The organism is Dictyobacter arantiisoli (assembly GCF_008326305.1).
GTDB classification, from domain to species: domain Bacteria; phylum Chloroflexota; class Ktedonobacteria; order Ktedonobacterales; family Ktedonobacteraceae; genus Dictyobacter; species Dictyobacter arantiisoli.
Window position 1 is genome coordinate 1 of the sequence record NZ_BIXY01000115.1, and the last position, 15,690, is coordinate 15,690.

A 15,690-nucleotide genomic window follows, 5' to 3' on the forward strand; every position below is an offset into this window, starting at 1 on the left:
CGCGAGAAGCGTTGTCTGCCACTGAGGATCAGATACATGTTGGATGAGTGTTGCGAAATCCATACTATTGATGCGCGAACAGAGAAGCGTTCGCGTATTCCTTTCTCATTTCAGCGTAGGGAACGCATTCAGCATTCCCCTCAGGCTTCTATTCTCGCAGAAGCAGAGTAAAATGGAAAAGTAGTAGGACCTGTAGTATCAGACTGCTTTTGTGGTCATGCATTTATGAGCAGAGAGCGATCCATGCACATCGGAGCATGGATCGCACATGTGAAGCGGATGGTGCCGCTTTTGATGATCCTCATGCAATCCACTTCTGCTCAAGGATGGATGTGGATGTGGGGGGAATGGAGGGGCGGGGGAATGGGAAGCAGCTACTGGTTTTCGAGGCTATCGGTGAAGCGGTAGCCGACGCCGGAGATGGTCTGGAAGAAGCGTTGGCGCGTGGGATCAAGTTCGAGTTTGCGCCTCAAGTGGGCGACATAGACGTGCAGGTAGTTAGATTGTACGTTCTCTTCTTCTCCCCAGATTTGCGTGAGGAGCATGTGCTGTGTGAGGACTTTGCCCTGGTTGCGCAAAAATATGAGTAGCAGGTCGTATTCAATCGGGGTGAGCTTGATAGCGGTGCCGTTCAGTTGCACGCTGTGCCGGGCGGTATCGACAAAGAGGGGACCGAGGGAAAAGGTGACGCTGCTGCTTTCAGGGGTGATATGCGCAGCGTGCCGCAATGCGACGCGAACGCGTGCCAGCACTTCATCGATGCCGAAGGGTTTGGCGATATAGTCGTCGGCACCGGCGTCAAGGATACGCACCTTGTCGCGCTCTTTGTCGCGGATCGAGATGATGATGATGGCCGGGAGCTGCGATTGTGCACGCAGTTGTTTGCAGACCTCAATACCGCTGAGATCGGGCAGGTTAATGTCCAGCAGGAGCAGATCGGGATGGCGCTCTTCCGCGATACGCAGGGCATCCTTGCCGGTATACGCGGTAATTACTTCATATTTCTGGTTCAGCAGGTTCTTTTGGAGGATACGCACCACCTCTTGCTCATCATCCACAATCAAGATGCGCGCTGTACGTCTACTCATCAAGCAAGCCTTCTTCTAAAGGAGTGTAGGGAGTGGGAATGCAAAGATGATATATAACTACCTCCCAAATTACATGCATGCCCATCCCTGGCATGTTGGTGTCTGTATTTGAAGTATAGAAAAAATAACCATATCCGTCAATCCACACGTACATCCCGTAACACACCCTCTGGACATTCTATCCATATCCCTGCGGTGCGGTAGCAAGCAACGCAAGGGTCAGCCCCATTTACGTGGTATTGCCCTTCATGGATGGCCGTCAGAGGTGTTGGTGAGAGAACGGTAGAAGGGGTATCATGTAGATACTATGTGTGTTTGTCTTTAATTGAGAATGCGAGGTGATAGGTAATGGTACGTTATCAGCCAGAGGTTCCCGGCGTCTGGGGACAGAGTAGCGAAGAGCAAGCAGGCGCTTTTCGGAGTGAATATGTGACGTTGCCGGATCAGTGTCAGTTGTTTGTGCGTTCCTGGGTACGGCCTGGCGTGGATGTGCTGTTGATCCTGCATGGTCTGGGTGGGCACGGTGGCTGGTATGTGGATATGGCAAATGAGGTGTGGGAACGCGGCCTGAGTGTCTATACGGTGGATCATCGCGGCTTCGGGCAGTCGCAGGGCTTGAAGGGCCATATCGATGCCTATCAACAATATGTTGAGGACAGCGCGGAGATTATTCGTGAAATACGTCAGCGGCACCCCGGACAAAAGATCTATTGTATGGGACATAGTATGGGGGGTATTTTCGCCTCCTACATTGCGGCGCAGCACGGTGATCTCCTGGCGGGCGTCATCTTTTTAAATCCCTGGATCAAGGATACTGCTCAGATCTCGCTGCGCACGGCGTCAGGCATCTTGCTGGGGGGCATCTTTAAATCCCGTCGTCTCTGGCAGGTGGGTGGAGGACACGAAGGGATGACCGCCAATCCTGAAGCCGGGCGTATGCTGGATGCCGATCCCTACTGGGTACGGGCGCAGACGGCCAGTTTCCTGCTCCAGATCCTGCGTATGCGGCTGGGAGCTATTAAGCAAGCGGCACGGATCAGCATACCCGCGCTCGTCATCCAGGCCGAGGGAGATACCGTCGTGGACAGGGAAGCGACGTATGGCCTCTATCATGCCCTCGGCAGTCAGGACAAAACCTGGAAGAGCTATCCTACCTGGTTTCACGACACCCAGTTCGAAGCCGAGCGCACCCCACTCGATAATGATCTCGTCGCCTGGATACAGTCCCACGCCTGATTGAAGCTATAGCTCTTTTTGGGTGGTTGATCCGTATAGAAGGCTTTTCAAGCGGGATTGCAAAGGGCGGCGAGCCCTTTGCCGGGGTTTGGGGTGTCCCCAAATACCCCTTTTTCTTCTTTTCTGTGCCGCCGCACGCGAACAGGTAGGGAGAAGAGCGCTTAGAGAGAAACGACCACTTTTTTCGCGGAGACGCCTTGCCTTTGAGCGTCTAAGCCAGCCTGGATGTGGTCGAGTCCCGAGCCCACGACGACTGGTTCCGGGGCGGCAGCATAGTGGCCTTCGGCGAGAGCCCGGGGCAGGAAATCTTCGTAGATCACTTTGCTGACCTCCCTGTCCATCATACCGGAGATGAACTTCGTGCGGATACGCCTCATGCGTGATGTTACCTGGAACGACACATTCGCAGCCACAAACTGAAAGATGAGCAGAAGCGTCTGCACATTCAGGCCGGGATTTGGAGGAAGGGCACCGAGAGAGACAAGGGAGACGAATTTGTCCCCGTTGCAGGCGTGGACGATCGCGGAGCAGGCATCAGCTGACCCTGTTCCGATCGCCAGTGCTCCCGCGATGGTCTTGCCTTTGAGGGCCTCGATGATGTCAGCGACCACGGTCTTCTCCTGGTAGTCGAAAACCTGGCTTGCACCCAGTCTCCTGACATAGGGGAAGTTCCGTGGGGACGAGGTTGTGATGACCTCGTAGCCAGCAGCGACGGCAAGCTGGATAGCATTGCTGCCGACACTCGTTGAGCCTCCCCAGATGAGGAGCGTCTTCCCTGTGGATTGAGGAGCCGCAGAGGGATACTGGAGCGCGAGATGGTCTTTCTGAAAGAGGCCATAGGCGGCAGTGTACAGAGCCAGGGGCAGAACAGCGGCGTCTTCATACGATAGGGTGCTGGGGATGGGTACTGCCATGTGGGCCAGAAGCACCGTGTATGCCTGAAAGGCACTCTCTGCCGATCTACTGCGCGTTTTATCCATTCCCATAGCCATCCCCAGCACACGATCCCCCACAGAGAAACGCGTGACCCCTTCTCCGACCTCGACGACTTCGCCAGCGAGATCTCCACCGAGGATAAATGGATACTTCATCCAGGAAAAGAGGAGCGTGCCAAGTAACTGGATGCCCCAATCGACGGGGTTGATAGCGACCGCGTGGTTCTTGACGACTATTTCTCCCTCACGTGGATGGGTGTATGGCGCGGGTTTGACCTCAAGTGGAGCTTGCCTGGCGAGAAGCCAGGCAGCGGTATTCGTTGGCATGTTAGTGATCCTTTCTGTTCCTTCGTGGGAAATCCCCGGGTTGAATAGCGACAATTTGTCGCAAAGGCGTCGATTTGTTACAATGGAAAGTGTAGCCCGGTAGAACGCTGCGGGCAAGCATCAATACCAGTGGTTTGTTACCTATGCAACAAAGAGGGAAAGATGTCGCACGAAGAACAGATCGACTTGCGCATTCGGCGCACCCATCACTTCTTGCAGGAAGCGATGATTGAACTGATTACTGAGAAAGGATTCGAGGCCATCACGGTGGGCGATATTGCCGAACGGGCCATGATCAACCGGGCCACGTTCTACCGCCATTATCAGGATAAATACGATCTGGTGGCCAGGATATTTGAAGAAACCGCCGATTCCCTGGTGGCGCACATGCTGCCCTTCCACAAAGATACTGACCAGATAGATCTGGAACACCCACCAGAGATCTGGGTCCAGGTCTTTGAGCATGTCGCTGAGCAGCGCCATCTCTACCGAGCCATGCTGGGGAAAAACGGGAGTCCGTGGTTTACAGCCCGCATGCGCGAGTACATCGTCAAACTCATCCTTGAGAATGAGCAACGGTGGAAACCATCGGCAGGCTCCAGGCAACAGATCGATCAGGCCCTGCCAGAGGCTCTGCCGGTCATGCAGCTCTCCCATGTCCTGATCGGCACAATCGTCTGGTGGCTGGAGAGCGAAAAGCGCTACACCCCCAGACAAATAGCCACCTGGTTTTGGCATTTTGCGTTTTATGGCTATCTCTCTGCACGCGGGTATGAGGTTCCTCTACCAGGGAAAGACAGATAACTTCGCCACAAGGGAATTTATTTTCAAGTAGTTAATAAAGTGCTCAAAAGGGTTTTGGTGTGTGGTGCAGAATATGGGCTTCGCCCATATTCTGCACCACACACCAAAACCCTTTTGAGCACCATCGGTGCGAAAATTCAGGCATAGAGATTGTGGAGAGCATGGGAGTTGGGAGGAATTTGCGGTTTCCTTGCAATCCCTCCCAATCCTGGGTTTTGGTCAGTCGGTCCAGGTCCAGTCGCGTACTTCGGCCATGTCCTCCAGGTGGTTGCGCACATAGGTGTGGTGCCGGGTGAGGATATCATTACATTCTTCGATCAGCGGCGGAACGAGATTCTGGACGCGGGTGGCGCGCTTCATGGCTTCGATGGCAAGATGGTAGCGACTCATGCCGTTGAGGACGACCATGTCGAAGGGGGTGGTAGTGGTCCCCTCTTCCAGGAAGCCTCGCACGTGGAAGCGCGATGTGTCAGTCCGTCCATGAATCAGTTCATGGATGGCACGTTGATAGCCGTGGAAGGCGAAGACGACGGGTTTGTCTTCCGTGAAGTGGCTCACGAAGATCTCTTCGCTCATACCATGGGGATGGAAGTAGGGTGGATATAAGGTCATCAGGTCGACGACGTTAACGACGCGTACCTTTAACTCTGGGATATGATGACGGAGCCAGTGGGCGGCGGCCAGCGTTTCCAGGGTCGGTACATCTCCGGCGCAGGCAAGGACGACATCCGGTTCCAGGCTTTCGGTATTGCTGGCCCAGTCCCAGGTTGAGAGGCCACGATTACAGTGATCAACGGCGTCGTCCATGTTGAGGTACTGTAGATGGTTCTGCTTGTCGATGACGATCAGGTTGACATAATTGCGGCTCTTAAAGCAGTGATCGGCTATCGAGAGCAGGCAGTTGGAGTCTGGTGGCAGGTAGATGCGTGCAACCGTGCCTTTCTTGGAGAGGACGGTATCGATCAGGCCAGGTCCTTGATGGCTGAAGCCGTTGTGGTCATTGCGCCAGCAGGTCGAGGTCAGCAGGATATTGAGCGAGGAGATCGGGGCGCGCCACGGGAGCCTGATCGATTCTTGCAGCCATTTTGAATGCTGGACCGTCATCGAGTCAGAGACCATGGCGAAGGCTTCGTAGGTGGCAAAGACGCCATGGCGACCGGTAAGCAACATACCCTCAAGCCAGCCCTGGCAGAGATGTTCGCTCAACACTTCCATCACACGACCATCGGGCGAGACATGATCATCATCTGAGATCACCCTTTCGACCGAACAGCGATTCTCGACCTCAAAGATAGCACCCAGGCGGTTCGAGTTGGTTTCATCGGGACAGAAGAGCCGGAAGTTATGCTGATCGGCATTCTGTTTATAGATGTCGCGCATCATCTCGCCCAGAGGACGAGTTGACTCGCGGAACTGGGTGGCTGGCTTATCAATTTTCATCGCATAATCGTAATAGGATGGTACTTTAAGCTCGACGCGTAGCTTCCCACCATTGGCATGTGGATTCGCGCCCATACGTCGATCCCCTTTGGGAGCCATTTCAGCCAGTTCTGGGACCAGACGTCCCTTCTTATCAAAGCACTCTTCCGGCTTATAGGTGTGCATCCAGTCCTCAAGGATTTTCAAATGTGCGAGATTGGTCTTGACACCCGAAACCGGCACCTGATGTGATCGGAACGTCCCTTCAATCTTTATGCCATCGACCACTTTAGGGCCAGTCCACCCCTTGGGGGTACGCAACACAATCGCCGGCCAGTGTGGGCGTTCCTTAAAGCCATTGGTGCGGGCATCTTTCTGATAGTTACGGATCTTCTCATAGCAGGCATCCAGGGTTTGTGCGAAGGACTGATGTACCCTGGTAGGGTCTTCTCCTTCGACAAAGAAGACCTCATAGCCATGTCCCTCCAGCAGCTTCTGGATATTCTCATCCCAGTCGCGGCCCAGGACTGTTGGACCTGAGATCTTGTAGCCGTTCAGATGCAGGATTGGCAGCACGGCTCCATCGCGGGCAGGATTTAAGAACTTGATACTCTTCCACGCGCCTTCCAGGGGGGCTGTCTCGGCCTCGCCATCCCCAACCACCGCGACCGCAATCAGATCGGGATTATCGAAGACGGCCCCGAAGGCGTGTGAGAGTACATAGCCCAGTTCACCGCCCTCATGGATCGATCCCGGTGTTGGTACGCTGACGTGGCTCGGCACGCCGCCCGGTGAAGAAAACTGCCGGAACAGCTTGCGCATCCCCTCCTCATCCTGGGAGATATCGGGATAGATCTCCGAATAGGTGCCTTCGAGATACACATTGGCCAGAATCGCAGGGCCGCCATGACCCGGACCGGCCAGATAGATCATATCGGCATTCTTCTCTTTGATCAGCCGGTTCATATGGACGTAGATGAAGCTCAGGCCAGTCGAGGTGCCCCAGTGTCCTAGCAGGCGAGGCTTAATATGTTCAGGCTTCAGTGGCTCCTTCAGGAGGGGATTGTCTTGCAGATAAATTTGACCAACGGTAAGATAGTTGGTCGCATTCCAATATTTCTGCATCTTACTGATTTGATCTAGACTCAGGGTAGGCGCTGCATTCTCAAGAATTGGCATAAACTCCTCCACGAAGAATAAAGGATAGCAAATGTGGTCTGACGCATTCCCTTGTAGCATAGCGGATCAGAACACCAAAGGCCGTCCTCCAAACGGTGGATCATTAACATGGATCAGCACAAATCCATCCTGCCCCAGCATATCCCCTGTCCCAATCATAAACAAAGAACGGAGCATCGACCTACGTGACGTTCCATGCGATGCCCACGTCTTCCTGCATTTTCGATAACAATGCACCTACGTTTTTCCATCATCATTGCAGGTATGTGAACCGTATTGTGGAGCACCCTGAACCATGAGGTTGGGAGTAATTTCAGGAGAAAAGCCAAACCAACCTCCTATCTGATGGTTCATTCCGCACGCTGGAATGGGCCATTTTTTGCGCTTTTCTCAATTTTTTCTTTCTATAAACTGCGGAATGTGGGATAATTATCCAGGCCAATGGAGCAACGTTCTTTGAGGAAGAAAGGTACCTCTTAAGCGAGAGAGGGAGAAAGATACCTCTTAAGTGAGAAGAGTTGAATGGTAAAAACTCAAACTAAGCGATGAAGAAAGGATGCATCCTGATGGAAAAAATTTTTAAAGATCCAGACGTGAGCACAAGTGGGAGCACAAGCCAGGTGGACCAACAAGTATTCTCTTTGACGGAGGGACAAACGGAGCAGCAGCGGCCTGGTGATGACGCTCGAACGACGGAAGGACAAACGGAGCAGCAGCGGCCTGGTGATGACGCTCGAACGACGGAAGGACAAACGGAGCAGCAGCGGCCTGGTGATGACGCTCGAACGACGGAAGGACAAACGGAGCAGCAGCGGCCTGATGATGGCGCTCGGCTACAAGAGACTCTCGGCTACTATGGTAGCGATCCAAATAATCCCAGGAGGCAAGCGGCTCGACAACTTTATGAAACATCAAATTCTGATACGAGCAAAAATTCTGACATACCGCCAGGATTTAAGTTTAAGCCGACCGACCAGATTCGAGAAGAGTTTGACGCGAAGGTAGCGAGCGTGCAGCAAGAATATCAGCAACGAGTGCGAGAAATAAAAACAGATGCAGATACAGGCAAAACCCTGACGACAGAATCCTTGCCGCTTCATTCTATACCAGGGATTATGTACGCTCTAAAAAGTGCCAGGTATCTCAGAGACACTTCCTTAGAACGAATAGACATCGAAAAAAATGCTGATGCTTTGGTCACTCCAGAAACACACGAAATGGGAGAACTTTTCTATGAGCACGAAGTCATACCGAGCCAATCGAAGGAAGCAGCAGCACAACAACGCTATGACGAGATAATCAACGTTTGGAAAGCTTTCCAAGAGCGTTTGAAAAATGAAGCTTGATGATATTTCTCAGAATAACATCACCTTATTTACAGGGAAGAGCCATATTTACAGGGAAGAGCCATATTTACAGGGAAGAGCCATATTTACAGGGAAGAGCCATATTTACAGGGAAGAGCCATATTTACAGGGAAGAGCCATATTTACAGGGAAGAGCCATTCAGCCCCGCCTTATAAAGAGCGGGGCTGAATGGCTCTTCCTTTTTTGGGGCCTGGGTTGGGCTAAGTGTTGACTTTATCGTTATTGTAGGGTTTTGGCAAGATAGATCATAAAAAAACACTCGATTGCGATCCACTACCTATGAGTACTGTATTACCCTACACACACTATACGATTTCAGTGGTTTGCAGTATATTGTATACAAGAAATGTTCTATTAATATTGAACTAATACTTTATTCTACAACTTTTTCGTGGGGATATGACTATCTCTAAAGAAAAGTTCATCTGGAGCTAACAATGATGTTTGTTGTTCAGCAATTCCTTTATGCTCGAGAGACGCAAGAGAGCAAGGGACTTTCGAAAACGTCGCGCGTATAGGACATATAAGTCATAGTTGTATGCATAAAAGGAAATAGTTTATGGCCTTATCCAAGTCGAAGCCAGTATCACGCAAGGGAATTACTCTGACCGTCAAAGTTTCCGGTCTACTGGTACTTGCCGTGATCATTCCATTGTTGATTACCGTGGTCGGTAGTGAATTGATTCTGCGCCCAACTCTTGTTTCGCAAGCTACCAATGAAATGAGTACCGATGCTCAAAATCATATGAGTGCAATCGATTCGTTGGTAATTGCACGCCTGCAAGATCTGGATTATATCAGCCAATACTCGGCGATCCAGAAATATTTAGCCGGTGATATCAACTATAGGGACGTGGCCCTTGATGAATTGCAGCGCGGTCATGATCTGGACGCTAATTATGGGAATTGGACGCTTTTTGCTCCCAATGGCAGCACAATCAAGCTGACCTATCCAACGCTTGGTTCGGCTACCCGGGGGAAAAGCGTGATTCCGGCTGACATTCAGCAGCAGTTGCGGCAAGGAACGCATAAAACAATTATTTCAGATATTTATTTTGACAACCAGGCTCGTCAACCATTTGTGGATATGTATACGACGATTATTTCTCCTGGTTCGAGGCTCCTGGGGATCGGGCGTGCTACCTTTAAGTTGAATGACGTATGGACTGCGGTCAATAACGAGACAAACGCGACGAAAGATAGTTTCGCGATGGTACTGGATGAAAATGGTATCCGTATCGCGTATACTAATCCCGATACGACTGGTACGACGCTGCCAGCGCCTTTATTTCAATCAGTCCGGGCAATCAGTCCTGCTTTGCATCAGAAGATTACGAATGAAAATTTGTATGGCAATACCGGCATGGGTAGTGTCAAGACCCTGGCTGATGCCAATTTAGAGAATGCCCTGCACGATCCTGCGCAAACCAGCTCCTTTAGTTACCAGCCTCCCTTGCAGACGCAGACCTTCGAGGCATTCATGTATAAATCGCATGTATTGCCCTGGGCCTTTGTCTCGCTGCGCCCGCTGAGCTCGATTACCAGTCCCGCCACCCAGCAGGATTTCTATCTGGTGATTATTGCGGTGGTTGTGACTTTTATTGCCGCAGTCGTTGGTCTCTGGCTCGGTCAGACGATTACGCGCCCTATTCTGCAATCAGCCTCTCTCTTGAGTGGCAGTAGCGATATGTTGAATACGCTGGCGGCTCGTGAGCAGGTGACTGCAACCGAGCAGAAATGGATTGTAGAATCTTCGCAGACCGCTCTGCAATCGGTGCAATATTATACTGAGGCGACCACGATTGCGGTTCGCAAGCTGGATCAAGTCGGGAATGCGTTGCGTGAGGATCTGCAAAGAAATAATCGCGAGTTGGCCTTGCAGCATCTGAGCGATATTATCGAGGCAGCTAGATATCTCGATAAGGTTGCGACCCATCAAGATCGTAGTAGTCAGAGCCTGACAACCGCTATCCGTATTGCCTCGCAAGTGACCGAGCAGCTAATTTCAGGTGCGACCTCAGCGACCGATGCTGCCACACAATTGCAGGAAGTTATCAAGCAACTACGTCAGGTGGTTGGCAACTAGTCAGAAAGGATCTGCAAGATGAAGAGTTCTCATCACGCCCGTTGGCTTTGGTATCGTATCTCTGGAGTGCTTATTCTTTCGAGTTTGTTGCTCAGCTCTTGCTCGCTTGGCGGTTCAAGCACACGGAACACGCAGCTCTCTGGAAAAGATGGAAAAGATTGTATGAAGGTCGGTATCTTGCTTCCTGATACGACTTCATCAAATCGCTGGGAAGCCTACGACCACCCATTGCTGGTCAATGCAATCCAGAATGCTCTGCCGGGCGTGCATATTGACTATTCTAACGCCCAGGCGAGCGGAAGCAGGCAGCAGCAAGCCGCCGATCAGGATTTGGCGAATGGGGATTGTATCCTGGTGCTGGCCCCGCATGACAGTGTGACTGCGGCCTCGATTGTTGAAGATGCGAAGGCCCAGCATGTACCAGTGATCGCCTATGACCGTCTGGTCCAGTCTAAAGATCTCAACTATTATGTTTCGTTTGACGGTGAAAAAGTGGGCGAACTGCAAGCCCAGTATATTAAGGATCATTATCAGCGCTATGTTCCCGTCAATGGCAGCCACAATGTCATCGTGGTCAATGGCTCGCAGACCGACTCAAATGGATTGCTATTCAGCATCGGGATGCATGCAATACTTGATCCTCTTTTTGCCAGTAAACAACTCATAAAGACCGATGAACAATTTACGCCTGACTGGAGCTCAAATAGTGCGCAGGTCGAGGCTGAAGCCATGTTTTCAAATGTGCAAGATAATGTTCAGATTGCTTATGTCGCTAATGATTCGATGGCGGCCAGCGTGATTGCTGTGGCAAAGGCTGCGAAGATGGAGGGGAAGGTGTTGATTACAGGTCAGGACGCCTCGGTTGTCGGCATCAACAATATCCTGAATAACTCGCAAAGTATGACCATCTATAAACCCTTTAAGAAGGAGGCGCTCTCTACAGCGCAGCTGGTGAAGGCGCTTCATGATGGGTCCGATATCACTACCCTGACACATAATAGGACCGCCAATACCTATGACAACGGTGTTATTCCTTCTATCCTGGATGATCCAATTGTTGTGGATTTCAATAATGTTGCCAGTACTGTGATTAAAGATGGCTATGTAACGCCTAAAGAGGTTTGTTTCTCTCCAAACGTTATTCTACCCGGTACCGCCGGGGTCTGTTAGAGAGTGCTTGTTCATCATCTCTTTTGAGATCTCTGCATATGACTTTTCGCGCCAATGGCGCTCAGAAATAATTATGAAGGAGGGGCAGCAAATGTGCCATGCACATTTGCTGCCCCTCCTTCATAAAGGAACGGGGACCGCTACGGGAGAGGACAGAGCGTCGGGGAGCGATGTAGGTGCGTGCCGAGGTCGCAACCGAGGTGCGCTTTCCTCGTCTCGTACGAGAAGCTCTCCCGTAGGCTCTGATCCCATTTGATCCCATCATGTCAGCGCGTTGGGGCGAGATGATCGTACGTGAACGGGAAAGCGCACCTCGGCTGCGGCCCTGGCCACCTACTCCAACAAATGAGGGGAAAGAGGAAGACAACCCAGAGAAAAAGGAGGCACCCTTTGTTGACAGCACCGGGGTGCAGCCGCCATCTGAAGAGGGAGTGCACCCCAATACCGCTTCAATAAGGAGAATGGGGAATGCCGATGCATCCGTAGATGCCACCCTTCACGGGTGGAGGGGCATTGCCATCACGCCCCAAAGCCGCACCAGAGCAGGCGGGAAGGATGGCTCCTCTCGCCTTCATTCCTCTTCATGAAGCGGTATGGTAGTGCACCCAAAAAAACGCTTGCAAGCACGCCTGGATCAGCAACCCATCAAATGAAGGCAGTCAGAGTGCTAGAAGTCAATCGAATAACCGTGCGAGGACTCATCATAGGATGAGGTGGCGCGGCGGCTATCATAGCCCCAGCGGATGGAGGCGATGGCGAGAACGACAAGTATTAGCGTGCTTAAAAGAGCGAAGATCATGATAATAACTCCTGCTGTGTATAACTATGAATAATGACGCATTGAATAATGACGCATTGAATAATGACGCATTGAATAATGACGCATTGAATAAATGATTTAATTTATATTGATAGTATACACTGTCTGGTGGTATAATGCCTTTAAAAAGAAAAGTATTTAGAGCATTTATCTTAAAAAAGAAAGGCAAATTGCTATTATGGCATTAGAGATTGAGAAGTTGTTGGATGAGACAGGCTGGCATTTACTAGCGGAGGTGCAGGATAATGCCCGTCTTTCGTTTAGTGAGTTGGGTCAGCGGGTAGGACTCTCCTCGCCCGCCGTGGCCGAGCGGTTGCGCAAGATGGAGGAGGTGGGTATTATTACCGGGTATCATGCCGAGGTGAATACGGTGGCGCTGGGCTTGCCGGTGATCGCGGTGATCCGCCTATCGAGTATTCCGGGTCAGAATGTGAGCCGTGCGACGGCTGCGGTGACGATGATTCCTGCCGTGGTGGAGTGCTATCGTGTGACTGGTGGCGATTCAATTATCTTTACGGTTGTGGCGGCCAACGTCGATCATTTAGAGAAGATCATTGATGAGGTGACGGAATATGGTACTCCCACCACCTCATTGGTCCTCTCAAATCCACGCAAACGCAGAACCATTACCAGCGTGATGTTGCCCGAAGAACCAGTCTGCTAGCGCTACTTTTGGCGAGATCCATAACCAGTATTCCCTTCAGAACGTATACTCTGTGTAGCACTATCGGGGTTTTGAGATCATATGTACTGAAGGGATTGATATTTTATGAGTATTCGTGACAACGAAGAGCCAACGACGCCCAGGCCAGCGCCAGCCATCCAGGATGAACCATCCGCTGCCCTCCCGCCGACCACCGATGAGACTCCCGCTGTCGCTCAGCAGATGCCATCCCCCGAACTAGCGAAGCAGGAAAGTAACGCGGATGTAGCTTCAGGGAAGGATAGCCCGCAGGTTGATGCTGCCAGACCGGCTGTGGAAGCGCGCCCGATCATTCCTCCCATGGATATCGAGGATCTGGCCGCGCTCAAGGTGGCCTCTGATCCCCAGATTTCGCCAGACGGCAGTTTGATTGTGTATACGATCCTGGAATGCGATGCGGACGAAAATATGACGCACAGCTCGATCTGGCTGGTTGAAAGTGCGGGCGGGAAAACCGTTGTGCCGCGCCAGTTGAGTGCGGGCACCTATCATGATACGCAGCCGCGCTGGTCCCCAGACGGACAATCCCTGGCGTTTTTGAGCGACCGTTCAGGGATGCCACAGCTCTATGTGCTGACATTAAATGGTGGTGAGGCACGGCAGATCAGCTCGCTCGCGCAGGGTGTGACCGACTATGCCTGGCATCCCGACGGACAAAAGCTGCTGGCACATAGTGCATGGAAGCCGCAGGACGATCAGCGGAAAGATCCTGTGGAGCGCCTGACAACCGTCTGTACGCGTCTGGGTACGCAGTCGGATGGCGCGGGTGATCATCATGGTAGACATCAGCAGCTCTGGTTGATGCCGCTCTATGATGGGAAGGCCCTTCGTCTAACATCGGAGCCGGTGGATCTGCTGCATTCCTGCTGGTCGCCGGATGGGCAGGAGATTGTCTTTTGTGCTAATCGACGGGCCGATCCCGATCTCTCGGTGAGCCTGGCCCTCTGGATCTTGACGCTCTCAACCGGCCAGATGCGCCGCCTGACCCCGGAAGAAGGATTGGCCCAGAAGCCCGCCTGGTCCCCGGATGGTCGCTTGATTGCCTATCTCTATACGCCTGATCAAACCGAAGCCAGTAATGTAGTGCCGCATGTGGTTGAGGCTCGCGGTGGGACGCCGCGTCCAGCCGTGCCAGCGGCCAGCGAGCTTACCTGTCAGGCCTGGATTATTGATGAGTTGCGCGCTGAATATCTGGCGTGCCCGCAGTGGTATCCTGACAGTCAGGCCTTGCTGGTCCCCGCGCAGGAACGCGGCCAACTCCATCTCTATCGTCTGGATCTGGCGCAGCAGACGAGTGAGCGTCTGACGAACGGCAATGGTCGCTATATCACGCCGCAACTGAGCAAGAATGGCGAGGCCATCGCCCTGGTGCGCGCGGATTGGTTTACGCCGGGGGATATCTGGTGTATGGATGCGGTGGGACAGCATGCCCGCAAGCTGACCAGAGTCAACGATGCGCTCTTGCAAAGCCATCGCCTGATGCGTCCCAGGCGCGTGCGCTGGCAGAGCTTTGATGGCCTGGAGATTGAAGGTTGGCTCTATCTGCCCCAATTGTGTGAGCAAGAGCGTGCGCCGCTGATCCTGGCCCCGCATGGTGGTCCTTCACTGGCCTGGGGTGAAAGCTATGTGCATGAATTCCAGGTGCTGGCTGGTCGTGGCTATGCTGTTCTGGCTCCCAATCCACGCGGTAGCGCGGGCTATGGCGAGGATTTCTGTCGCCGTGTGCTTAATGACTGGGGCGGTGACGACTGGCGGGACTTGCAGGCGGGCCTTGAGCATGTGATCGCTACAGAAGCCATCGATGGTGAGCGCCTGGGTATCAGTGGCCTGAGTTATGGGGGATATATGACCAACTGGGCGCTTACCCGGACCACGCGCTTCAAGGCTGCCGTCAGCCGCAACGGCATCAGTTCGATCCCGACCGCCGCCGCGCTCTCCGATCAAAGTATCTGGTTCAATCTGGTAATGGGCGAAAGTGCCCGGGCGCAGCAGCGCTCCGCCCTCACTTTTGTTGATGCTATTCAAACGCCGCTACTGCTGCTGCACGCCCAGGACGACCTGCGCTGTCCCTTCAGCGAATCCCAACAGCTTTTTGTTGCGCTACGCAAACGCAAACGGATCGTCGAGCTTGTTGGCTATCACGGCACCAGCCATCTTATGGATTGGCCCGCCGTCGGCACGCCCCTGCAGCGCATTGACCGCCTGCGCCGCACCATCCAATGGTACGAGCATTACCTGTAAAAAATACTTCTCTGTTTTTAGCGTTATTCTTCTGAAATTGGGAGCGCTTCATGAAGAGGAATGAAGGCGAGAGGAGCCATCCGTAGGAGCCACCCTTCAAGGGCAATACCGCTTAAATACCTAAGTTTTGTCCAAATTAATGGCAACAGGTATGGGAGCAAGCAACACCTGTAACGACACGAGGAGGCGACGGGCCAAATGGGCATCCTGATTGAGAACAATCTGGACGATCTGACCAGAAGCATCCCGGCAAAGAAAGCCGCTGATATGGAAGACATCGCGCACCATGCGCAACAGCCCATATCCTGGCAAGG

The 15,690-nt window shown here is 52.5% G+C and carries 12 protein-coding genes and 1 pseudogene; 8 read left to right on the forward strand and 5 right to left on the reverse strand.

The annotated features are described in order from the left end of the window. Nucleotides 1-374 precede the first annotated feature (374 nt). Nucleotides 375-1,088, reverse strand: a complete 714-nt coding sequence (locus F1593_RS25080; protein ID WP_149404299.1) for a response regulator — start codon at nt 1,086-1,088, stop codon at nt 375-377. A gap of 348 nt (nt 1,089-1,436) precedes the next feature. On the opposite strand from F1593_RS25080, the gene F1593_RS25085 reads away from it, so the two are divergent. Then, on the forward strand, nt 1,437-2,324 hold the full coding sequence (locus F1593_RS25085; RefSeq protein ID WP_149404300.1) for an alpha/beta fold hydrolase: 888 nt from the start codon (nt 1,437-1,439) through the stop codon (nt 2,322-2,324). A gap of 161 nt (nt 2,325-2,485) precedes the next feature. Here F1593_RS25085 and F1593_RS25090 read toward each other — a convergent pair whose 3' ends face one another. Then, nucleotides 2,486-3,586 (reverse strand): zinc-binding alcohol dehydrogenase family protein, encoded by a 1,101-nt coding sequence (locus F1593_RS25090; protein WP_149404301.1) that lies wholly within the window; start codon nt 3,584-3,586, stop codon nt 2,486-2,488. 162 nt (nt 3,587-3,748) lie between these two features. Between F1593_RS25090 and F1593_RS25095 the strand changes: the two genes are divergently transcribed. Then, nucleotides 3,749-4,390 carry a TetR/AcrR family transcriptional regulator gene (locus F1593_RS25095; protein ID WP_149404302.1) on the forward strand — a complete coding sequence of 214 codons (642 nt, stop codon included), beginning with the start codon at nt 3,749-3,751 and terminating at the stop codon, nt 4,388-4,390. A 219-nt stretch (nt 4,391-4,609) separates the two neighbouring features. Here F1593_RS25095 and F1593_RS25100 read toward each other — a convergent pair whose 3' ends face one another. Further along, the gene (locus F1593_RS25100; protein ID WP_149404303.1) at nt 4,610-6,988 is read right to left on the reverse strand and encodes a phosphoketolase family protein; all 2,379 of its coding nucleotides are present in this window, start codon (nt 6,986-6,988) and stop codon (nt 4,610-4,612) included. 566 nt (nt 6,989-7,554) lie between these two features. Between F1593_RS25100 and F1593_RS25105 the strand changes: the two genes are divergently transcribed. The 4 genes from F1593_RS25105 to F1593_RS25120 all read left to right on the forward strand — a co-directional run bounded on the left by F1593_RS25105 (nt 7,555) and on the right by F1593_RS25120 (nt 11,612). Beyond that, nucleotides 7,555-8,334, forward strand: coding sequence for a hypothetical protein (locus F1593_RS25105; protein ID WP_149404304.1), 780 nt, complete (start codon nt 7,555-7,557; stop codon nt 8,332-8,334). Next, nucleotides 8,324-8,524, forward strand: a complete 201-nt coding sequence (locus F1593_RS25110) for a hypothetical protein (RefSeq protein WP_149404305.1) — start codon at nt 8,324-8,326, stop codon at nt 8,522-8,524. Before F1593_RS25105 ends, F1593_RS25110 begins: the two co-directional genes overlap by 11 nt. A 391-nt stretch (nt 8,525-8,915) precedes the next feature. Then, nucleotides 8,916-10,442: a sensor histidine kinase gene (locus F1593_RS25115; protein WP_149404306.1), complete on the forward strand. Its 1,527-nt coding sequence runs from the start codon at nt 8,916-8,918 to the stop codon at nt 10,440-10,442. A 162-nt stretch (nt 10,443-10,604) separates the two neighbouring features. Beyond that, entirely contained in the window at nt 10,605-11,612 is a 1,008-nt protein-coding gene (locus tag F1593_RS25120; protein WP_172632438.1) for a sugar ABC transporter substrate-binding protein, read from the forward strand. A gap of 667 nt (nt 11,613-12,279) precedes the next feature. Here the strand turns inward: F1593_RS25120 and F1593_RS29660 are convergent. Continuing rightward, entirely contained in the window at nt 12,280-12,411 is a 132-nt protein-coding gene (locus F1593_RS29660) for a hypothetical protein (RefSeq protein WP_268907086.1), read from the reverse strand. 199 nt (nt 12,412-12,610) lie between these two features. On the opposite strand from F1593_RS29660, the gene F1593_RS25125 reads away from it, so the two are divergent. Continuing rightward, on the forward strand, nt 12,611-13,096 hold the full coding sequence (locus tag F1593_RS25125) for an Lrp/AsnC family transcriptional regulator (RefSeq protein WP_149404308.1): 486 nt from the start codon (nt 12,611-12,613) through the stop codon (nt 13,094-13,096). 105 nt (nt 13,097-13,201) lie between these two features. Then, the gene (locus F1593_RS25130; protein WP_149404309.1) at nt 13,202-15,376 is read left to right on the forward strand and encodes a S9 family peptidase; all 2,175 of its coding nucleotides are present in this window, start codon (nt 13,202-13,204) and stop codon (nt 15,374-15,376) included. Nucleotides 15,377-15,496: 120 nt separating this feature from the next. On the opposite strand, the pseudogene F1593_RS28660 reads toward F1593_RS25130, so the two are convergent. Then, nucleotides 15,497-15,690 (reverse strand): annotated as a pseudogene (locus F1593_RS28660) (transposase); the annotation flags it as partial.

What these genes read in the sequence shown, in the direction of transcription:
- F1593_RS25115 (WP_149404306.1), top strand. Translation starts at nt 8,916, where the DNA reads ATGGCCTTATCCAAGTCGAAGCCAGTATCACGCAAGGGAATTACTCTG.
- F1593_RS25085 (WP_149404300.1), top strand. Translation starts at nt 1,437, where the DNA reads ATGGTACGTTATCAGCCAGAGGTTCCCGGCGTCTGGGGACAGAGTAGC.
- F1593_RS25125 (WP_149404308.1), top strand. Translation starts at nt 12,611, where the DNA reads ATGGCATTAGAGATTGAGAAGTTGTTGGATGAGACAGGCTGGCATTTA.
- F1593_RS25095 (WP_149404302.1), top strand. Translation starts at nt 3,749, where the DNA reads ATGTCGCACGAAGAACAGATCGACTTGCGCATTCGGCGCACCCATCAC.
- F1593_RS25105 (WP_149404304.1), top strand. Translation starts at nt 7,555, where the DNA reads ATGGAAAAAATTTTTAAAGATCCAGACGTGAGCACAAGTGGGAGCACA.
- F1593_RS25090 (WP_149404301.1), bottom strand. Translation starts at nt 3,586, where the DNA reads ATGCCAACGAATACCGCTGCCTGGCTTCTCGCCAGGCAAGCTCCACTT.
- F1593_RS25080 (WP_149404299.1), bottom strand. Translation starts at nt 1,088, where the DNA reads ATGAGTAGACGTACAGCGCGCATCTTGATTGTGGATGATGAGCAAGAG.
- F1593_RS25130 (WP_149404309.1), top strand. Translation starts at nt 13,202, where the DNA reads ATGAGTATTCGTGACAACGAAGAGCCAACGACGCCCAGGCCAGCGCCA.
- F1593_RS29660 (WP_268907086.1), bottom strand. Translation starts at nt 12,411, where the DNA reads ATGATCTTCGCTCTTTTAAGCACGCTAATACTTGTCGTTCTCGCCATC.
- F1593_RS25110 (WP_149404305.1), top strand. Translation starts at nt 8,324, where the DNA reads ATGAAGCTTGATGATATTTCTCAGAATAACATCACCTTATTTACAGGG.
- F1593_RS25120 (WP_172632438.1), top strand. Translation starts at nt 10,605, where the DNA reads ATGAAGGTCGGTATCTTGCTTCCTGATACGACTTCATCAAATCGCTGG.
- F1593_RS25100 (WP_149404303.1), bottom strand. Translation starts at nt 6,988, where the DNA reads ATGCCAATTCTTGAGAATGCAGCGCCTACCCTGAGTCTAGATCAAATC.